This window comes from Pseudomonas sp. DTU12.3, from assembly GCF_004124275.1.
GTDB lineage: Bacteria > Pseudomonadota > Gammaproteobacteria > Pseudomonadales > Pseudomonadaceae > Aquipseudomonas > Aquipseudomonas helmanticensis.
Genome location: NZ_CP027218.1, coordinates 481,389 through 498,650, shown reverse-complemented (window position 1 = coordinate 498,650; position 17,262 = coordinate 481,389). Strand labels below are relative to the sequence as shown.

The window sequence follows — 17,262 nt, the reverse complement described above, 5'->3', positions numbered from 1 at the left end:
GCGCGAATTTGGTTTCGGTTTAATGAATCTTGAAATCGATGGGCACGCTGACCCAGCCGTCCTGGGCGACATCACCCTGCTTGGCCGGGACGAAACTCCAACGTTTGACGGCGCTTAGAGCCGCATCGTCGAGTTGTTGCCGGCCACTGCTTTTGGCTATCTGGATCTCGCCCGGCTTGCCGCTGGCCAACACATGCACCCGCAACAACACCGTGCCTTCCCAACCTCGACGCTGGGCCAGCGACGGATATTCCGGCGCCGGGTTTTTCAGGTACGCGGCGTTGGCCGAGGCCGGCGTTACCGGTGCTGGCGCCGGTGGTGCCGGTGGTGCCGGAGGCGCTGGCGCGGCGACCGGAGCGGCCGGTTGTGGCGGCGCCGGTGGTTGCTCGACAGCCTTCGGTGCCGGTTTCGGCGGCTGTTTAACCACCGGTTTCGGTTTTGGAATTGGCTTCGGCGGTGGTGGTTTGACGGCCAGTTCGTCCTCTACCGGTGGTGGCGGCTCCACCACCGGCGCAGGTGGCGGCGGCTCGACAACCGGTGGCGCTGGCGGTGCCGGGCGCGAGAATTCGATGGTCATCGGTGGAATTTCCGGCGGCACGATTGGCAACGTCGGCGTCGGCTGCTGGTTGATCCAGTAGATCACCGCGCCATGCGCCAACAACGCCAGCACACCCAGCAGGATTGCCTCGCGCCGACTCAAGATGCCTTTGGGTGCACGCTGCAAACTCTGCTGCCCCAACGGCACACGGTGCGGCCGGCCGAGATCGACCAGTTCGCCACTCGGCGTCTGACGCCACAGCAATTCCTCTGCGCTGGCGGCGGTCTGGACATTGCCCATTGATTCACTCCCTGCGGTCTTTTTGCGTTCTCTACAAAAGATGCCGATCGACCGTTTGTTGAAGCCCCCACGGCAGATCGCTGGGTGAATCATTGGGCTTGGCGCTTATCTCCGAAAGTAATCTTTAACGTTATGCATAGGCTTTTATGGAATATGTAAATTGATCAATTCCGCCAAAGCCACGTCGTACGCGGGCTGCAGCGCAGGTTGCAAAAATACATGCTTTTCAGGCATTGAAAGTATTCATTCGACGCATCGAATGCGGCTATCCACACGGCCGAACAAGTACTAAAACCTAATTACTTGTTAATACAGAAAATAAAAAAGGCCAGCGCACTTGCGTACGCCAGCCTGTTTATTACTGCGGCATTACTGCTTCACGAATTCCCCTGCCAGGTTTACTACTTCACCATCAAAGTTAGTTCGGGAACCGGCTGCACGAACTTTGGCATAGTTGTGATCAGGAGAAAATAACGACCACGCCTGAAACCCGCTATTACCATTCAGACCGACAAACGTAATGGTGGTAGGTTGTCCGGTGCTGTTTTGGAAATGGTAATGCCCGTAGCTGACGTCATAATTCACGCCACCTTGGCTGAACTGCCCGCTGAAAGTACCGTTGGAATCATTGCCATCGGTGATTACCAGCTTGGCGCCAGCGTTGGCGTTTACATAAGTGCCATTAATGCTCGACATAACTAGATTCCCTTTATCGTTGGATAAGTGTCTTCCGATGAGAGCAAGTTTCCTCCTGGAAACTCACGAGTCAGAGAATGGTTCGACATCCAGTCATTGTCCACACGAGCAACTAACCGATTTGCAATAAGCACCATTCATCTCGCTCATAACTTATCGCCAATCATTCGAGCATTAATTCCAATTAAACTAGCGACTGGCGTTGGTCTGTTGTATTGCGACGCCAGGCGCAATCACCGCCGTCTCGGAGCGCGGTGTACCTTGCGGCACCCAGTCATAACTCACAGGCAGCGCGCGATACACCCAGTTGCTGATGGCGTCACCGCCCGGCGCCTTGCCGAGGTACGGGCTGACGTATTCCCAGACGTTTTCACCGCTGGCCGTTACTTGGAAAAACCGCCCGTTCATGCCTTCATCGATCAACGTATTGCCGTTGGGCAAACGCCGCGCGCTGCTGATGAACGAGCTGTAAAACGCCCACCCCGGTTGCTTCGAATTGGCGGCGCTGTACTGCCAGACAATTTCATTTTTCACTGGGTCGATTTCCAGCACCCGTGAACCGGAAATCAGCCCGAGGGCGACGTTCGGATAACCTGCCGAACCCTGGTTATCGAACACCAGCACATTGCCCGCGCCCGGTAGCCCGGCCGCAATGATATGGGCGTCATGCTGACCGACAAACTGATCGACCGGACGTGGCAAGGTTCGTGCGGTTTTCGGGCTGGCCAATGGCAGGTTCGGCCCCAGACGCCAGACTACTTTGCCGCTGTGCTTGTCGATGATCGCGATGAAGTTGGCGTTGCGTGAATCGAACAGCAGATTGTCCGGATTGAAACGCTTGTCGCCGGCATCGAACCACTTGTTCGGCCCGACCACACTGAGGTTGTTGATGTGCAGGTAGTCGGCATCCTCGCTCCCTCGCACCAGTTTCAATTGCTCTGGCGTGAAGCCGAATTCGTTGAGGTGCTCCGACGCCAGCCACTGCCATTTCACTTCACCGTCAGGGCTGACTTCATAGATTGCATCGTCGATCACCTCGGGGACTTTGAAGCCTTTGATCGGGTGCACTTTGTTCGCCAGCACCACCGTGTTGCCGTTGCTCAACCGGCGTTGGTCGTGATGCTGCTGCGCCGCGCCACCGGGCGCCTTGTCGCCCCACTGCCAGACGACTTTGCCATTCCAGTCCAGTTCGCCGACGCTCTGATTGCCCAGGCCATTGCCAGCCGAACCGAGCTTGCCGGGGTCCTTGTCACTCAGTTGCAGCAGGACATGCCCGCGCTCGCCGCCAACCAGTTTCGGGTCGATGATCGCTGACGGGAAACCTGCCTGCGGCCAGTTCTTGACCTCGTTGCCGTTCATGTCGATCAAGTGCGTCTGCTTGTCGGCGCCGCTGAAAATCACGTACTGATTGAACGCTTTGACCGGGTCGTAACGGGTGACGCCAGTCGGGTACACGCTGGGCGCGGCGAAGGCGCCAGCGCTGAACACCGCGCCGGACAACAACAGCGCAAAAGCCGTTTTGATGCGCAACATGATGCAGCTCCTTGAATGACGAATCAGAAGTCGTAGCGACCGGTGACGCCGAGGGTTCTTGGCGTGCCGAGCAGGCCTTCATAGCCGCCGTTGCCGCCCGTCCACAGGGTCGTGTAGTAGGTTTTGTCGAAGGCGTTTTTCAGCCACAGCGAGATGTCCCACTGCCCTTGGTTGAAGTCGCCGCGCAGGCCGGTGGAGAGGTTGACCACCGCGTAACTCGGGATCTGCCCGTAGTCGGAATCCTCGACCGTGCCGACGGCTTTCGAGCGGAAGGCGTAGCTGCCGGTGACGTACGGTTCGAAGCCGTTATCGAGATTCCATTTGTATTCACCGTTGGCGTTGCCGATCCATTTCGAAGCGCCGACCACTTGATGGCCGCTGAGGTCGCAAGAAGCTGGGGCACCCGGCGCCTGGCTGATTTCCGGCGGGCACGGCGCGTCTTTGTAGGAGAGGTAGCTGACGTCGTTGAAGGAGCCGTTCAAGTTCAGCGTGAGGCCGCGCAACGGGATGATCGTGCTTTCGAACTCGACGCCGCGCGAGCGCACGGAGCCAGCGTTGGTCAGGTATTGCACACGGTTGACGTCGTCGTAGGCGTTGGTCTGATAGGCGTTGACTTGGGTCCAGAACACGTTGGCGTTAAGCTGCAAACGGCGATCCCACAGCGTGCTTTTGAAACCGAGTTCGGCGTTGTTTGCGCGTTCGGTGCCGATCAACAGCGAGTCAGCGCCGGCGGCTGGTGCAGAGCCGACCGAGAGGTTAACGCCGCCGGATTTTTCACCGTGCGACAGGGTTGCGTAACCGAGCACATCGTCCGTGACGCGATAGCTGAGGTTGAGCAAACCGGACGGGCTGGAACTGTACTGATTCAAGTCGCCGGAATCGTAGGCACCGGCACGACCGCGTCGCGCCGTCGCCGCTGCACCCGCCACCGCAGCGCCACCGACCGGCGCATCGCGAGTGACCCAGGCGTTCTTCTCTTCGTAAGTACCACGCACGCCGGCCGTGAAATCCAGACGCTCGCTGAGGTGCCAGGTGCCCTGGGCAAACAGCGCAAAACTGTCGGTCTTGATATGGCCGTTGCCGACGCTGCCAATGTTGGCCAGCGCACCGGCCGGCGTGCCATTCCAGATGTCCGCTTGCGGGCCGTAATAGGCGAAGGATTTGTTGTCCAGATCGTTGCCGAAGTAGTAGGCGCCAACCACGTAATCGAAGAACTCGCCCTTGGGCGAAGCCAGACGAAATTCCTGTGAGTACTGTTTGTCTTCTACCGAAACACCAGCGTTGTAAGTCGACGCGACGTTGAGACCATCGTCATTTTTCGGGGTGAAATTCCAGAAGCGATACGAGCTGATCGAGGTCAGGGTGAAATCGCTCGGCAGTGCCCAATTGGCTTCAACCGAGGTGCCGCCCTGATGCACGGTGACGTGTTGGTCGCTGTCCAGATTGACCTTGCGGTGCGAACCGTTGACCAGCGTTGCGCCAGCGGCAGCGGCGCGCGCCGAGTAGAGATTGACGCCATTGATGGTCGGCCCGGTGTTGTACAACACGCGGGTGCCGGCGCTGGAATCCTCTTCGTTGTAGTCGCCGATCCAGCGCAGGTTGAAGTCTTCGTTCGGCTTGAACAGCAATTGCGCACGGAAGCCATCGCGCGAGCCGCCATTCAGATCATGGCCGTTGTATTCGTTCTTGATGTCGCCGTCGCTGCGCGTGCGATACGCCGAAAAACGTCCGGCCAATTCATCGTTGAGAGGCCCGGAAATCGTGCCCTTGGTCTGGAAATAGCCGTCCTCGCCCACCGATGTTTCGATACTGCGTTCCGGGGTGAATGTCGGCGCGCGGGTGCTGATGTTGATCACCCCGGCAGTGGTGTTCTTGCCGAACAACGTGCCCTGCGGCCCGCGCAGAACTTCGAGCTGTTCGATGTCCATCAAGTCGAACACCGCCATCCCCGGGCGGCCCAGATAGACGTTGTCGATGTACAACCCGACGCTGCCTTCCAGACCATCGCTGGCCGGGTTGTTGCCCAGGCCACGGATCGACACGCTGGACTGCCGCGCGTGCATGTAGGCGACGTTGACGCTGGGCACCAGTTGCTGCAAATCCTGAATCCGGTAAACCCGTTGCGTCTCCAGATTCTGGCCGCTGACCACGCTCATTGGCGTCGGCACATCCTGCGAACTTTCTTCGCGGCGGCGAGTGGTAACGGTCACGGTTTCCAGCTGCGAACTGTTGGCCGCCGGTTTACCTGCGGGTACCGGCGTCGGGGTTTCTGTTTCGGCGGCATAGCTGTGAGTCCAGCTGGCGCTCCCTGCCAGCAACAGGGCCAGAGGCAGGCGCTTGAGCCGTCGTGGTGTTAAGGGTGACGCGAGGTTCAACGGACTCATGGCGCGGCTCCTGGTCAAAAAACACACAGACATCTTCAGCGCTGCATATTCTTTTAAGTTATTTATTTATGGATTTACAAATATTTACTGCATAAGAGATTGCCTTTATAAGGAGTGGACCTAATGCATATCCAATGCATTTCCCGGATATTTTTTATGTGAAAAATGCATATCGACTTGCGGCAACTTCGTCACTTCATCGCCCTGGCTGAGCAACGCAGCTTTGTCGCAGGCGCGCAGGCGGTGAACCTGTCGCAGTCGGCGTTCAGCCGCAGCATTCAGGCGCTGGAACACAGCGTCGGCTGTCAGTTGGTTGATCGCGGGCGCAAGGAATTGCCGCCAACCAAACAGGGCCAGGTGCTGCTCGAACACGCGCGGCGGCTGGTCAGTGGCGCGCAGCAAATGGCCAACGAGATCAGTCAGTTCAATGGGCTGGAGGCGGGGGAACTGCGCTTCGGTTGCGGGCCGGCGCCAGCGGCGGGTTTGATCCCGCGCGCGATTGGCAGCTTCATCGGGCGTTATCCAAAAGCGCGCGTTCAGTTCCAGGTCGATGACTGGCAGAGTTTGAGCAAACGCTTACTGAGCGAAGAGTTTGAATTCTTCGTTGCTGATACTCGGCATTTTGAAGCCGATCCGGATTACCTGACGCACCGGTTGCGGCCGCGCAAGTGGCATTTCTGCTGCCGTGCCGGGCATCCGTTGGCGGCTTTTGATCGAATCACTGCTGAGCAATTGATGAGCTATCCGCTGGCGGTGAGCATCCGGCCGCCGAACTTGCGCAAGGTGATTGTCGATCTCAGCGGGCGCCCGGATTTCACCCCGAATGTGGAGTGTGAAAACAGCTCCAGCCTACTGAGTGTGGTGCTGCGTTCGGAGGCGATCGGGATTGTCGGCGCGTATTCGGATGCACTGCATCAGGCCAAGGGTGAACTGGTGTGTTTGCGCATTGAAGGGTTGGCGGATGATCTTGAGGAGCTGTATACGCGCTATGGGATTGTCAGCCGCGCGGGGTATCGGTTGTCGCCATTGGCCGAGGCGATGATTGAGCAGATCAAGGCGATTGATGCGGTGGATGAGGAGGTGTGTTCACTGGATAGACTTGCCGTCTGATCAGACACCTTCGCGAGCAAGCCCGCTCCCACAGGGGAACGCATTTCAAATGTGGGAGCGGGCTTGCTCGCGAAGAGGCCGGCGCAGTCCCCATGCATCCCCTGCATAAACCCCATTCCCCAAATGCACTTGCCGAACACCCCCACCGAAAGCGAAAACCCTCGCCTGTCCCACTGACCGGTGAACCCCATGCCCACCCCGCCAGCCCCCGTGCGCAACGTGCTGTACATCATGTGCGATCAACTGCGCCGCGATTACCTGTCCTGCTACGGCCACCCGCATTTGCACACACCGAACATCGATCGCCTGGCCGCCGCCGGCGTACGTTTCAGCCGCGCGTACACCCAAGGCACGATTTGCGGCCCGTCGCGGATGTCGGCCTACACCGGGCGCTACGTCAGCAGCCATCAGGTGGCGTGGAACGCCGTGCCGTTGCCACTGGAGGAATTGACCATCGGCGATTACCTGCGCCCGCACGGCATCCGTACTGCACTGGTCGGCAAGACCCACGCAACAGCGAACGTGGATGCCTTGCAACGGCTGGCGATCAATCCCGATAGCCAACAAGCGGAAATCCTCAACGAAGTCGGCTTCGAACCGTACATGCGCCACGACGGAATCTATCCCGACCATCCGCTGTTCGCCGACAAACGCGAATCCGCGCCCTACACCCATTACCTGCGCGAACAAGGTTTCGACGGCAAAAACCCTTGGCACGACTGGGCCAACGCCGCCGAAGGCGAAAACGGTGAAATCCTTAGCGGCTGGCAAATGCGTCATGCGAATTTGCCAGCACGAATTCCCGAGCAACACTCAGAGACTGTCTACACTACAAATCGAGCCATCGACTTCATCACCGAGCAAGGCGAGAAATCGTGGTGTTTACACCTTTCCTATATCAAACCGCACTGGCCCTACATCGTACCGGCGCCATACCACGCTTTGTACAGTACGAAATCGATTCTTGAAGCGGTCCGCGCGACGCCCTCCAAAGCCAGCAAACACCCCGTATACACTGCCTTTCGCCAGCATGAGGAAAGCCTTAACTTTTCCCGCGATTCAGTACGATTGACTGTAATCCCCACCTACATGGGTCTGATCAAGCAAGTGGATGATCAGCTCGGACGGCTGTTCGACTTTCTGCAGAGCAATGGTCGTTGGGATGACACGCTGATCGTGTTTACCAGCGATCACGGCGACTTCCTCGGCGATCATTGGCTCGGTGAGAAGGAGTTCTTGCTGGAGCAGGCGGTGGGTGTGCCGTTGATCGTGCGTGACCCTCGGGCGGCGGCGGATCTCACGCGCGGAACGGTGGACCATCGGCTGGCGGAAACCATCGATGCGTTGCCGACCTTCCTTGAAGCGCTGGGATTACCGGATGCGGCGCATCGACTGGAAGGGCGCTCTTTGATCCCGCTTCTGCGCGGTGAAAACCCGGACTGGCGCCGCTATGCGATCAGCGAATACGACTACGCCTTTCAGGCGCCGGCGCGAGAGCGACTGGGTCAGCCGATCGACCGTTGCCGGATGACCATGGTGCGCAGCGAGCGTTGGAAATACCTCGCGTACGACGGCTTTCGGCCGCAGTTGTTTGATCTGCTCAATGACCCGCAGGAGCTGCGTGATTTGGGTGATGACCCCGAATTCGCAGCGGTGCGCGAGGAGCATGCGGGGTATTTGTTCGAGTGGGTGCGGGGGTTGAAGCGGAGGACGACGATCAGTCATCAGGAGATAGATTTGCGTGGGCAGCGGTTTCGTTACGGTGAGCCGCAGAGTGAGAAGGTTGTTCAGATTGGGGTTTGGTAGCTGGGAGAGCCCCTCACCCTAACCCTCTCCCGGAGGGAGAGGGGACTGACCGAGTGGTTTTTTTAGCTATACGCCGAACTGAAATATCAAGGTTGAACTCAGGCTTGAAAAGCCCCCAATCGGCTCCCTCTCCCTCCGGGAGAGGGCTGGGGCGAGGGGCTCTTGATCTTCAATCACGTCCTTTAATGGTTTGGCTACGCTGCCCATTCGCCCCAACCGGGACTTCCCCCTTGAGTGTCACCCGACGCACTACGCGGTCCTGAGTCCCGTAATCATCAATCGCGTAATGCTGCGTCGAGCGGTTATCCCAGATCGCCACATCACCCGCCTGCCAGCGCCAGCGCACGGTGTTTTCCTGGCGAATCACATGGCTCTGCAGCAAGCCGAACAGGTGCGCCGAATCTGCCTGCGAATAACCCTTGATGCGTTTGACGAAATGCCCGAGCAACAAGCTCTTCTCGCCACTGATCGGGTGCACACGCACCACCGGGTGCTCGGTCTCGTAGACGGTCGAGGTGAAGACCTTGCGATAGCGCTCGAGCTTCTCCGCCGAGACGTCAGGCTTGGCGCTGGCGTAGTCGTATTCGTTGCTGTGCACGGCGACCAGTTTGTCAGCCAGTTCACGCAGCTCGCTCGGCAAGCCGTTGTACGCGGTCGCGGTGTTGGCCCACAGAGTGTCGCCACCAAATGCCGGGGCCACCACCGAGCGCAGGATCGAGGCTTTCGGATAGGCGTCGACGAAGGTCACGTCAGTGTGCCAGGAGTTGGCGCGCTGACCTTCAGCGCCGTCCAGTTCGAGCAGATAGCGGGTGCCTTCACGCGACGGCACGGTCGGGTGCGCCACAGGTTCGCCGAGCAGATGCGCGAACGCTTCCTGACGCTGATCGTCGAGCTGGGTCTGTTCGCGGAAGAACACGACTTTGTATTGCACCAGTGCCTGCTGAATGGCTTCGACGGTGGCGGCGTCCAGTTCACCGGACAAGTGCACACCACGAATCTCGGCGCCGATACGACCGGCCACCGGATGAATTTCCAGCGCGTGGACAGCGGGTTTTACAGCGAGTGCGGCATTGCTCATGGGTAGACCCTCATCGACTGCTTACGGTTGGACGGCAGCGAAACAACGCTCTATCTATATTCCATTTACATCTAATAGATATTCACATGCTTCGTTGACGGAATAAGAGCTTGCATTTAAAACCTCTAGCAACCCTCGTCGCAAATGCCTTCGAGCTATTTTTAGGATGCCGGAAAAGCATATGGATCTTCGCCAGTTGCGTTACTTCATCGCCCTCAACGAACACCGCAGTTTTGTCCGTGCGGCGGACGCGATGGGCATCACTCAACCGGCGTTCAGCCGCAGCATTCAGGGGCTTGAGCAAGAGTTCGGCTGCGTGCTGGTGGATCGCGGCAACAAGGATCTGCGCCCCACGCCGGAAGGCCAGGTCGTGCTGCAACACGCCCTGAGCCTGGTGCAAGGCGCGGCACTGCTCAGCGCCGAAGTGACGCAGATGACCAAACTCGATGCCGGCGAGGTGCACTTCGGTTGCGGCCCGGCGCCAGCAGTGAAACTGGTGCCGGACGCGGTGGCGCAATTCATCAACGCGCACCCGAAAGTGCGCACCTGTTTTCATGTGGACAACTGGGAAAAACTCAGCCGCGCGTTGAGCCGTGAAGAGATCGAATTCTTCATTGCCGACATCCGCCATTTCGAGTCCGATCCGAACTTCCAGACCCAGGCACTGACGCCCAAGCGTGGCGTGTTCTTCTGCCGGCCGGGGCATCCGTTATTGGCCAAGGAAAGCTTGTCGACCAACGACATGTTCGACTACCCGTTGGCGACCACGCGGATCCCGCCGGGCATTCGCAAATTGCTGGCGAACCTCAGTGGACGCATCGATTTTTCCCCGACCATCGAGACCGAACATTTTCCTGCGCTGGTAAAAGTTGTGCTGCAATCGAATGCGATTGGCGTGGGCACGGAAGAAGCGTTTGTCGAGGACATTGCCAAGGGTTCGCTGGTGCTGCTGCACTGGCGTAATTTGCCCCAGAACCTGGAGAGCATGAATGCGCGTTGCGGGATTGTCAGCCGTACCGGGTTCAGGTTGTCGCCGGCGGCGCGGGCGCTGATCGAGACATTGGTGGCGGTGGATCGGCAGGAAGTCAGCGTCGCTGTTTAAAGATCAAAAGATCGCAGCCTGCGGCAGCTCCTACCTGGATCGATGTAGGAGCTGCCGCAGGCTGCGATCTTTTGCTTTTAGAGCTTGGCCGCTGCCAACTCAGGCGCCACCCATTCGTTGACCTTGAACGGCTTGCGAATCAGCTTCTGCTGCGCCGCCAGATCGACCTTGTCCTGCAAGCTGCCAAGGAACGCTGGATCCAGCGTCGACGGGAATACCTCGCTCAGCTTCTGATCCTGCAAATCCTGCGTCAGGATCACCGGCGGATAACTCGCCAGCCCCGAAACCAGCTGGACATAGGCATCCTTGTTGCTGTCCTGCGTCAGCCACTCCACTGCCTGCTGCTGCGCTTTTAACAACTTTGCCACCGCATCCGGATGCCCATCAACAAACTTGCCGCTGCCCACCAACACCGACTGCACACTGCCGGCCCCGCCCAAATCCTTGGTGTTCAACGGCAACTCGGCCAGGCCCTTGATCTGCAATGCCGCCAACCCTGAACTGCCCCAAGACGCATCGATCTGCTTCGCCGCCAGTGCAGCGGTCGCGCCGGTGAAGTCGAGGTTGATCACCTTCAGATCCTTCTCGCTCAAGCCCTGACTGGCCAGCGCTGCGTCAAACGACAATTGGGTCGCGGTGCCCTTGAAGATCGCCACACGCTTGCCCTTCAGATCCTGCAAGGTCTTGATCCCGGAACCCGGCACCACGCCCAGATACTGCTTCACCCCACGCGCACCGGCACTGAGCAGCCGCGTATCGAGGCCGTTGGACTTGCCAATGATCGCCGCCAGATCCCCGAGATACGCCAGATCAACCTGACCATTGGCGAACGCCTCATTGATCACCGGTCCCGCGCCTTTGAAGAAATTCCACTGAATCTTGATGCCCTGATCGGCAAAGGCTTTTTCGAAGATCTGCTGATCACGCAGCACGTCCACCACTCCGCCACCGCTGTGCTGAGTGCCGGCGCTCAGGTCGGGCACGGCGATCCTGATTTCCTTGAGTTCGTCGGCGTGAACGGTGAACGCCAGCAGGCCCGCCAGTGCAGGAACGGCAAACAGACTGAAAACACGTTTGAAGGGAAGGTTCATGGGTGCTGCTCCTTGATCACGACAGGCATTGAGGAGCCGAAAGTAGGCTGAATGCCCACCTTCACTTAAATACTATAAATGCACATTTTTATAGCTTTTAACGCTAAGCAAGCAACAGTGGGCCTTGCAGCGGCGTATGCATTAACAGCATGGAAAATATTCTCCGAATGCATTGGATGCGTGTGGTCTGGAGGCCTTAAATGGCCTCGCTTATCTCTTAAAAGAATCTATATCGATATTGTTATAACTATTTGTTTTTAGCTAATACCGCTAAAGATCGCAGCCTGCGGCAGCTCCTACAGGGGCAACGCAATCCCCTGCCGAAGGCTGCGATCTTTTGATCTTGACTCGATCTCGATCCAACCCGACAACGGAGGTCACCCATGGCCCGTCAATCTCTGCTCAGTTTGCCGCTGCCGGCGCCACCGCTGAAAAGCCGAAGCATTTCACCGACCATCAACCAACGTTTGTTGCCATGGCTGTTGCCCGTCGGCCTGTTCGTTTTGTGGTGGCTGGCAGCGCGCAACGAATGGATGAGCGAACAGATCCTGCCGGCGCCGTCGCTGGTGTGGAACAGCGCCGTCGAACTGGCGCATGGCGAGTTGTGGAGCCATTTGTGGATCAGCCTGCAGCGGTTGTTCTGGGGCTTGCTCGCAGGGGTTTGCGCCGGTGCGTTACTCGGTGCGGCGCTGGGTTTCAGTCGACGTCTGGAACGTCTGATCTTCCCGACGTTCGCCGGTCTGTCGCAAATCCCGACGCTGGCGTGGATCCCGCTGTTCATGGTGTTTTTCGGCATCGGCGAAGTGTTGAAACTGGTGGTGCTGATCAAAGCCATCGTCGTCCCCGTGACCCTGCACACACTGGTTGGCGTGCGCGACGCACAGCCGAAACTGCGCGAGGCTGCCGCCGTCTTGCGCCTGCCGCCGCATCTGCTGATTCGTCGATTGGTATTGCCCGCCGCCCTTCCCGCGTTCATGGCTGGCGTGCGTCTGGCGCTGGCAGCCGGCTGGACGTCGTTGCTGGCGGTCGAGCTGCTCGCTTCCAGCGAAGGCATCGGTTACCTGATGGTCTGGGCGCGCCAGCTGTTCATGCTCGACATCGTCTTCGTGTGCATCGTGGTCATCGGTGTGATCGGCGTGGCGATGGATCGCGGCATCGGGCTGCTGGACCGCAAACTGGTGCACTGGCCACATCCCGCCACTGCCGAGATTCGGCGAGGCCCGCGCTATCAAGGCTGGCAGCGCCTGCAACCGTGGTTGTTGCCGCTGGGCTTGCTGGCGTTGTGGCAACTGGCGAACGATCAGCAGTGGGTCGATAACAACATTTTGGTCAGCCCGCTGGCCGTGTTGATCACTGCGTGGGACGGTTTGCTCGACGGCACGTTGATCAGTGGCATGGCGCTAAGCCTCGGTCGCACCCTCGGCGGTTTGCTGCTGGGTGGCGGGTTCGGTTTCGCCCTCGGCTTGCTGCTGGGGCTTTCGCGCACCAGTGAACGCCTGCTCGGTCCGACCCTCGCCGCCATCCGCCAGATCGCGATTTTCGCCTGGGTGCCGTTGCTCACCGCCTGGTTCGGTCTGGGCGAATTGGCGAAGTGGGTGTTCGTCGCCCTCGCCGCGTTCTTCCCGCTGTTCATCGCCACACAACGCAGCGTTGCCAATCTCTCACCGCAACTGAACGAAGCCGCGCAAGTCCTGCGCCTCAGCCTCGGCCAGCGCTTGCGTCGCCTGGTGCTGCCGGGCGCCGCGCCGGGGATTTTCGCCGGCCTCAGGCTGAGTCTGATCTACGCCTGGCTCGGCACCATCGGCGCTGAATATTTCATGCCGTCGAATGGCGGCATCGGCAGCCAGATGATCGGCGCACAACAACTGCTGCGCATGGATCTGATCATGGCCGGCATGCTCTTCGTCGGCCTCACCGGCGCCCTGCTCAACCTCATTGGCCAACGCCTGGAAATTCGCGCGACCCGCTGGAGACACGCATGAACGCACCGATTGTCAGCTTCAACCACGTAGGCAAATCCTTCGATGTCGACGGTTTCGAACTGGAGGCGATTCGTGAATTCAATCTGGACATCGCCGAGGGCGAATTCGTCGCCATCGTCGGATCCAGCGGCTGCGGCAAATCGACGTTGCTGCGCTTGTTGGTGGGACTCGATACGCAATTTCGTGGGCAAATTACCGTTGACGGCAAAGCTGTGAGCGGCATCGGCGGCGAGCGTGGCATTGTCTTCCAGGAGCACCGTTTATTCCCGTGGCTGACCGTTGCCGGCAACATTGGCCTGGGGCTGGTCAACGAGCCATTGAGCGCAGCGCAGAAGCAAAAACGCATCGACGATTTCATTGATCTGGTCGGTCTGCGCGACTTCACTCGCGCCTATCCGCACCAGCTCTCCGGCGGCATGGCGCAACGTGTGGCGATCGCTCGCGGCCTGGTGGCCAGCCCACGAATTCTGCTGCTCGATGAACCCTTTGGCGCGCTCGACGCACTGACACGCCAGCAAATGCAGGACGAACTGTTGGCGATCCGCGCCCGCGCGAAGATCACCACGATCCTCGTCACCCACGACGTCGAAGAAGCGATCTTCCTCGCCGACCGCGTGGTGGTGATGGAGCCGCGTCCGGGACGGATCAAGCAAGTGGTCGACATCGCCCTGCCCCATCCGCGCCAGCGCAGCAGTTTCGACTTCCATCAGTTGCGTGAAGAGCTGCTGCACGAACTGACCAGTGACGACCATTACCAACCGAGCGTGCCGGTGCAGATCCGTGATCTGCCGCTGACGTTCATTGCTTGCTGAACAGGAGTTTTGCGATGCCGCAACGTCCCAATTTTCTGGTGATTCTGGCCGACGATCTCGGCTTCTCCGACATCGGTGCGTTCGGCGGCGAAATCGCCACGCCGCACCTTGATGCCCTGGCCAACAACGGCCTGCGCCTCACCGATTTTCATACCGCACCGACCTGCTCGCCGACCCGCTCGATGTTGCTCACCGGCACCGACCACCACATCGCCGGCATCGGCACCATGGCCGAAACGCTGACCCCGGATCTGATCGGCAAACCGGGTTACGAGGGCTACCTCAACGACCGCGTCGTCGCCTTGCCGGAACTGCTGCGCGAGGCCGGATACCAGACGTTGATGAGCGGCAAATGGCACTTGGGCCTGAAAGCCGAACTGGCGCCGCATGCGCGCGGTTTCGAGCGCTCGTTTTCGCTGCTGCCCGGCGCGGCCAACCACTACGGTTTCGAGCCGACCTACGATGAGCAAACCCCCGGCCTGCTGAAATCCACCCCGGCGTTGTACATCGAAGACGACACCTTCATCGACGAACTGCCAAAGGATTTCTATTCCTCCGATGCCTTTGGCGACAAGTTGCTGCAGTACCTCAAGGAACGCGACCAGACCCGGCCATTCTTCGCTTATCTGCCGTTCTCCGCACCGCACTGGCCGCTGCAGGCGCCCGCCGACATCGTTGAGAAATACCGTGGTCGTTACGACGCAGGCCCCGAAGTGCTGCGACTCGAGCGCCTGGAAAAACTCAAAGCCCTCGGCCTGATCGAACCGGACGTCGAGCCGCATCCGCTGATCCAATTGACCAAGCAGTGGGACGCCTTGAGCGACGAGCAAAAACAGATCTCCGCACGGGCGATGGAGGTCTATGCAGCGATGGTCGAGCGCATGGACTGGAACATCGGCCGGGTGGTCGATTATCTGCGCCAGCAAGGGCAGCTCGACAATACGTTCATCCTGTTCATGTCCGACAACGGTGCTGAAGGCGCGCTGCTCGAAGCGTTCCCCAAGTTCGGCCCGGAACTGGTGACGTATCTCAGCCAGCACTACGACAACAGCCTCGACAACATTGGCCGGGCCAATTCCTACGTGTGGTACGGGCCGAACTGGGCGCAGGTAGCGACCGCGCCATCGCGGTTGTTCAAGGCGTTTACTACTGAGGGCGGGATTCGCGTGCCGGCGCTGCTGCACTATCCGCAGTTGGCGCTCAAAGGGCAGATCAGCCATGGCTTCGGCACAGTGATGGACATCACGCCGACGATTCTTGATCTGGCCGGCGTGCGTCATCCGGGCAAGCTCTGGCACGGCAAACCGGTGGCGCCGCTGCGAGGCAAATCGTGGCTGGGGTTCTTGTCGGGCGAGACCGCACAGGTGCATGACGAACACACGGTGACGGGTTGGGAATTGTTTGGGCGAAGGGCGATTCGGCAGGGGTCGTGGAAAGCGGTGTGGATCCCGGGGCCGGTAGGGCCGGCGACCTGGCAGCTTTATGATTTGAGCAGTGATCCGGGGGAGATTCATGATCTGGCGGTGAGCCAACCGGAGAAGCTCAGCGCGTTGATCGGGCATTGGCAGCAGTATGTCGAGGAGACCGGGGTGATTTTGAGTGAGTCGCCGTTTCAGCCGGATTGATGTTGGCTGATCTGACGCCTTCGCGAGCAAGCCCGCTCTCACAGGGGATTTGTGTCGATCACAGATCCAATGTGGGAGCGGGCTTGCTCGCGAAGAGTCCTTTAAAAACAACCCATCAAGCCTGGGCTGTACGCACCTCTTTACTCACCACCTCATCCCGACGAACAAACCGGTTCGCCCGCCCAAACGTGCCGAAATCATTAAACCGCACGCCCATCTCGCGCATCACCTTATGCGCCACCGGCACGGTCATCTGGCGGATGTAAAACGGCTCCTTCACCACAAAATGATGAATCCCGTGACTGCTGCCAAAGTTGAAACAGAACGCCTGCAACGGCCACAACCACCAAGGGTTCAGCACCTGACACTGCTGCAACACGTTACCCAGTTCAACGTCCCCGTAGTAATGCATGTTCGAGCTGATGAAGTGCAGGCAGAACGTACGCAACACGTTCGGGCCGATGATCACCACGGCAGCTATATCGATCACCTGCATCACCGACAACGTCGTCGCTGACCATTCAATCGGCGCGCCCAGCAGATACGCAACGCCATTGGCCGCATGGAAGCCCAGGAACACATACCAAGCGCCCCAATGCACCAGCGCCAGCGGCGCGTAGACCTTCAACGTGCGTTTGATGATGCTGGACTTGTGCGCCCAGGTCTTGGCTCGGAGCATGCGGATAAACGCCGACATCACGTTGTCGCCGACCATCAGCAACCGTGCAAAACCCCACGGCTCGCCGTTGGTGATCGCGCGCTCTTCCATGTCGGTTTCGGTGCCGGAGACCTTGTGGTGATTGAGGTGCAGATGCCGACGAATCCATGGATTGATCGTGCTCGGCCGCGCCAGCCACACCAGGCCCATCATCAAATTGTGCGGCACGCGCTGCTTACGGAAATACATGCTGTGGATCAGGTCATGCTCCAGCTCATGGGTCAGCGAAGCGAAAAATGCGTTCAGCAACAGGCACACCCACCACGCCATGTGGCCGCTGATGTACAGCGCCGCCGAGCCGATCATCCCGATCAGGGCAAAGGCCAAAATCCCCGCGCCCAACGCGTCCTGATGCTTGAGAATCGGGTAGCGCTCGCGCAATTCGACGCCTTTGGCCAGCACCACTTCGCGAATATGCGCTGATCGCTGAGCCGCATTGTGTCGCTGGAGACTTGCAGAAGTACCGTCCATGCTTCCATCCTCGGGT

General features: G+C 59.2%; 13 protein-coding genes. 6 read left to right on the top strand and 7 right to left on the bottom strand.

What is annotated here, in order from left to right; translation table 11 throughout:
• Positions 1-19 precede the first annotated feature (19 nt).
• The 4 genes from C2E19_RS02195 to C2E19_RS02180 form a co-directional block, all read right to left on the bottom strand.
• Positions 20-838: an energy transducer TonB gene (locus C2E19_RS02195; protein ID WP_129387491.1), complete on the bottom strand. Its 819-nt coding sequence runs from the start codon at positions 836-838 to the stop codon at positions 20-22.
• A gap of 369 nt (positions 839-1,207) precedes the next feature.
• The gene (locus C2E19_RS02190; protein WP_129387488.1) at positions 1,208-1,534 is read right to left on the bottom strand and encodes a hypothetical protein; all 327 of its coding nucleotides are present in this window, start codon (positions 1,532-1,534) and stop codon (positions 1,208-1,210) included.
• A 189-nt stretch (positions 1,535-1,723) separates the two neighbouring features.
• Complete coding sequence (locus C2E19_RS02185; RefSeq protein WP_129387485.1) at positions 1,724-3,067, bottom strand: aryl-sulfate sulfotransferase; 1,344 nt, start codon at positions 3,065-3,067, stop codon at positions 1,724-1,726.
• Between the two features lie 23 nt (positions 3,068-3,090).
• Positions 3,091-5,451, bottom strand: coding sequence for a TonB-dependent receptor (locus tag C2E19_RS02180; RefSeq protein WP_129387482.1), 2,361 nt, complete (start codon positions 5,449-5,451; stop codon positions 3,091-3,093).
• Positions 5,452-5,616: 165 nt separating this feature from the next.
• Between C2E19_RS02180 and C2E19_RS02175 the strand changes: the two genes are divergently transcribed.
• Positions 5,617-6,561: a LysR family transcriptional regulator gene (locus C2E19_RS02175; RefSeq protein ID WP_129387479.1), complete on the top strand. Its 945-nt coding sequence runs from the start codon at positions 5,617-5,619 to the stop codon at positions 6,559-6,561.
• Positions 6,562-6,750: 189 nt separating this feature from the next.
• Positions 6,751-8,367 carry an alkaline phosphatase family protein gene (locus C2E19_RS02170; protein WP_129387476.1) on the top strand — a complete coding sequence of 539 codons (1,617 nt, stop codon included), beginning with the start codon at positions 6,751-6,753 and terminating at the stop codon, positions 8,365-8,367.
• A gap of 169 nt (positions 8,368-8,536) precedes the next feature.
• Here the strand turns inward: C2E19_RS02170 and C2E19_RS02165 are convergent, their stop codons facing one another.
• Positions 8,537-9,445, bottom strand: coding sequence for a TauD/TfdA family dioxygenase (locus tag C2E19_RS02165; protein WP_129387473.1), 909 nt, complete (start codon positions 9,443-9,445; stop codon positions 8,537-8,539).
• Positions 9,446-9,626: 181 nt separating this feature from the next.
• On the opposite strand from C2E19_RS02165, the gene C2E19_RS02160 reads away from it, so the two are divergent.
• Positions 9,627-10,547 carry a LysR family transcriptional regulator gene (locus C2E19_RS02160; protein WP_129387470.1) on the top strand — a complete coding sequence of 307 codons (921 nt, stop codon included), beginning with the start codon at positions 9,627-9,629 and terminating at the stop codon, positions 10,545-10,547.
• A gap of 77 nt (positions 10,548-10,624) precedes the next feature.
• Here the strand turns inward: C2E19_RS02160 and C2E19_RS02155 are convergent, their stop codons facing one another.
• Complete coding sequence (locus C2E19_RS02155) at positions 10,625-11,638, bottom strand: ABC transporter substrate-binding protein (RefSeq protein ID WP_129387467.1); 1,014 nt, start codon at positions 11,636-11,638, stop codon at positions 10,625-10,627.
• Between the two features lie 383 nt (positions 11,639-12,021).
• Between C2E19_RS02155 and C2E19_RS02150 the strand changes: the two genes are divergently transcribed.
• The 3 genes from C2E19_RS02150 to C2E19_RS02140 are packed head-to-tail and all read left to right on the top strand — an operon-like array spanning position 12,022 to position 16,057.
• Entirely contained in the window at positions 12,022-13,620 is a 1,599-nt protein-coding gene (locus C2E19_RS02150; RefSeq protein ID WP_129387463.1) for an ABC transporter permease, read from the top strand.
• Positions 13,617-14,432, top strand: coding sequence for an ABC transporter ATP-binding protein (locus C2E19_RS02145; RefSeq protein WP_129387460.1), 816 nt, complete (start codon positions 13,617-13,619; stop codon positions 14,430-14,432). Before C2E19_RS02150 ends, C2E19_RS02145 begins: the two co-directional genes overlap by 4 nt.
• A 14-nt stretch (positions 14,433-14,446) precedes the next feature.
• Positions 14,447-16,057 carry an arylsulfatase gene (locus C2E19_RS02140; RefSeq protein ID WP_129387457.1) on the top strand — a complete coding sequence of 537 codons (1,611 nt, stop codon included), beginning with the start codon at positions 14,447-14,449 and terminating at the stop codon, positions 16,055-16,057.
• A gap of 115 nt (positions 16,058-16,172) precedes the next feature.
• Here the strand turns inward: C2E19_RS02140 and C2E19_RS02135 are convergent, their stop codons facing one another.
• Positions 16,173-17,246 carry a fatty acid desaturase gene (locus tag C2E19_RS02135; protein ID WP_129387454.1) on the bottom strand — a complete coding sequence of 358 codons (1,074 nt, stop codon included), beginning with the start codon at positions 17,244-17,246 and terminating at the stop codon, positions 16,173-16,175.
• Positions 17,247-17,262 lie beyond the last annotated feature (16 nt).

Bases quoted from the DNA above. Each gene is read 5' to 3' on its own strand.
- C2E19_RS02195 (WP_129387491.1), bottom strand. From the start codon at position 838: ATGGGCAATGTCCAGACCGCCGCCAGCGCAGAGGAATTGCTGTGGCGT.
- C2E19_RS02190 (WP_129387488.1), bottom strand. From the start codon at position 1,534: ATGTCGAGCATTAATGGCACTTATGTAAACGCCAACGCTGGCGCCAAG.
- C2E19_RS02185 (WP_129387485.1), bottom strand. From the start codon at position 3,067: ATGTTGCGCATCAAAACGGCTTTTGCGCTGTTGTTGTCCGGCGCGGTG.
- C2E19_RS02180 (WP_129387482.1), bottom strand. From the start codon at position 5,451: ATGAGTCCGTTGAACCTCGCGTCACCCTTAACACCACGACGGCTCAAG.
- C2E19_RS02175 (WP_129387479.1), top strand. From the start codon at position 5,617: ATGCATATCGACTTGCGGCAACTTCGTCACTTCATCGCCCTGGCTGAG.
- C2E19_RS02170 (WP_129387476.1), top strand. From the start codon at position 6,751: ATGCCCACCCCGCCAGCCCCCGTGCGCAACGTGCTGTACATCATGTGC.
- C2E19_RS02165 (WP_129387473.1), bottom strand. From the start codon at position 9,445: ATGAGCAATGCCGCACTCGCTGTAAAACCCGCTGTCCACGCGCTGGAA.
- C2E19_RS02160 (WP_129387470.1), top strand. From the start codon at position 9,627: ATGGATCTTCGCCAGTTGCGTTACTTCATCGCCCTCAACGAACACCGC.
- C2E19_RS02155 (WP_129387467.1), bottom strand. From the start codon at position 11,638: ATGAACCTTCCCTTCAAACGTGTTTTCAGTCTGTTTGCCGTTCCTGCA.
- C2E19_RS02150 (WP_129387463.1), top strand. From the start codon at position 12,022: ATGGCCCGTCAATCTCTGCTCAGTTTGCCGCTGCCGGCGCCACCGCTG.
- C2E19_RS02145 (WP_129387460.1), top strand. From the start codon at position 13,617: ATGAACGCACCGATTGTCAGCTTCAACCACGTAGGCAAATCCTTCGAT.
- C2E19_RS02140 (WP_129387457.1), top strand. From the start codon at position 14,447: ATGCCGCAACGTCCCAATTTTCTGGTGATTCTGGCCGACGATCTCGGC.
- C2E19_RS02135 (WP_129387454.1), bottom strand. From the start codon at position 17,246: ATGGACGGTACTTCTGCAAGTCTCCAGCGACACAATGCGGCTCAGCGA.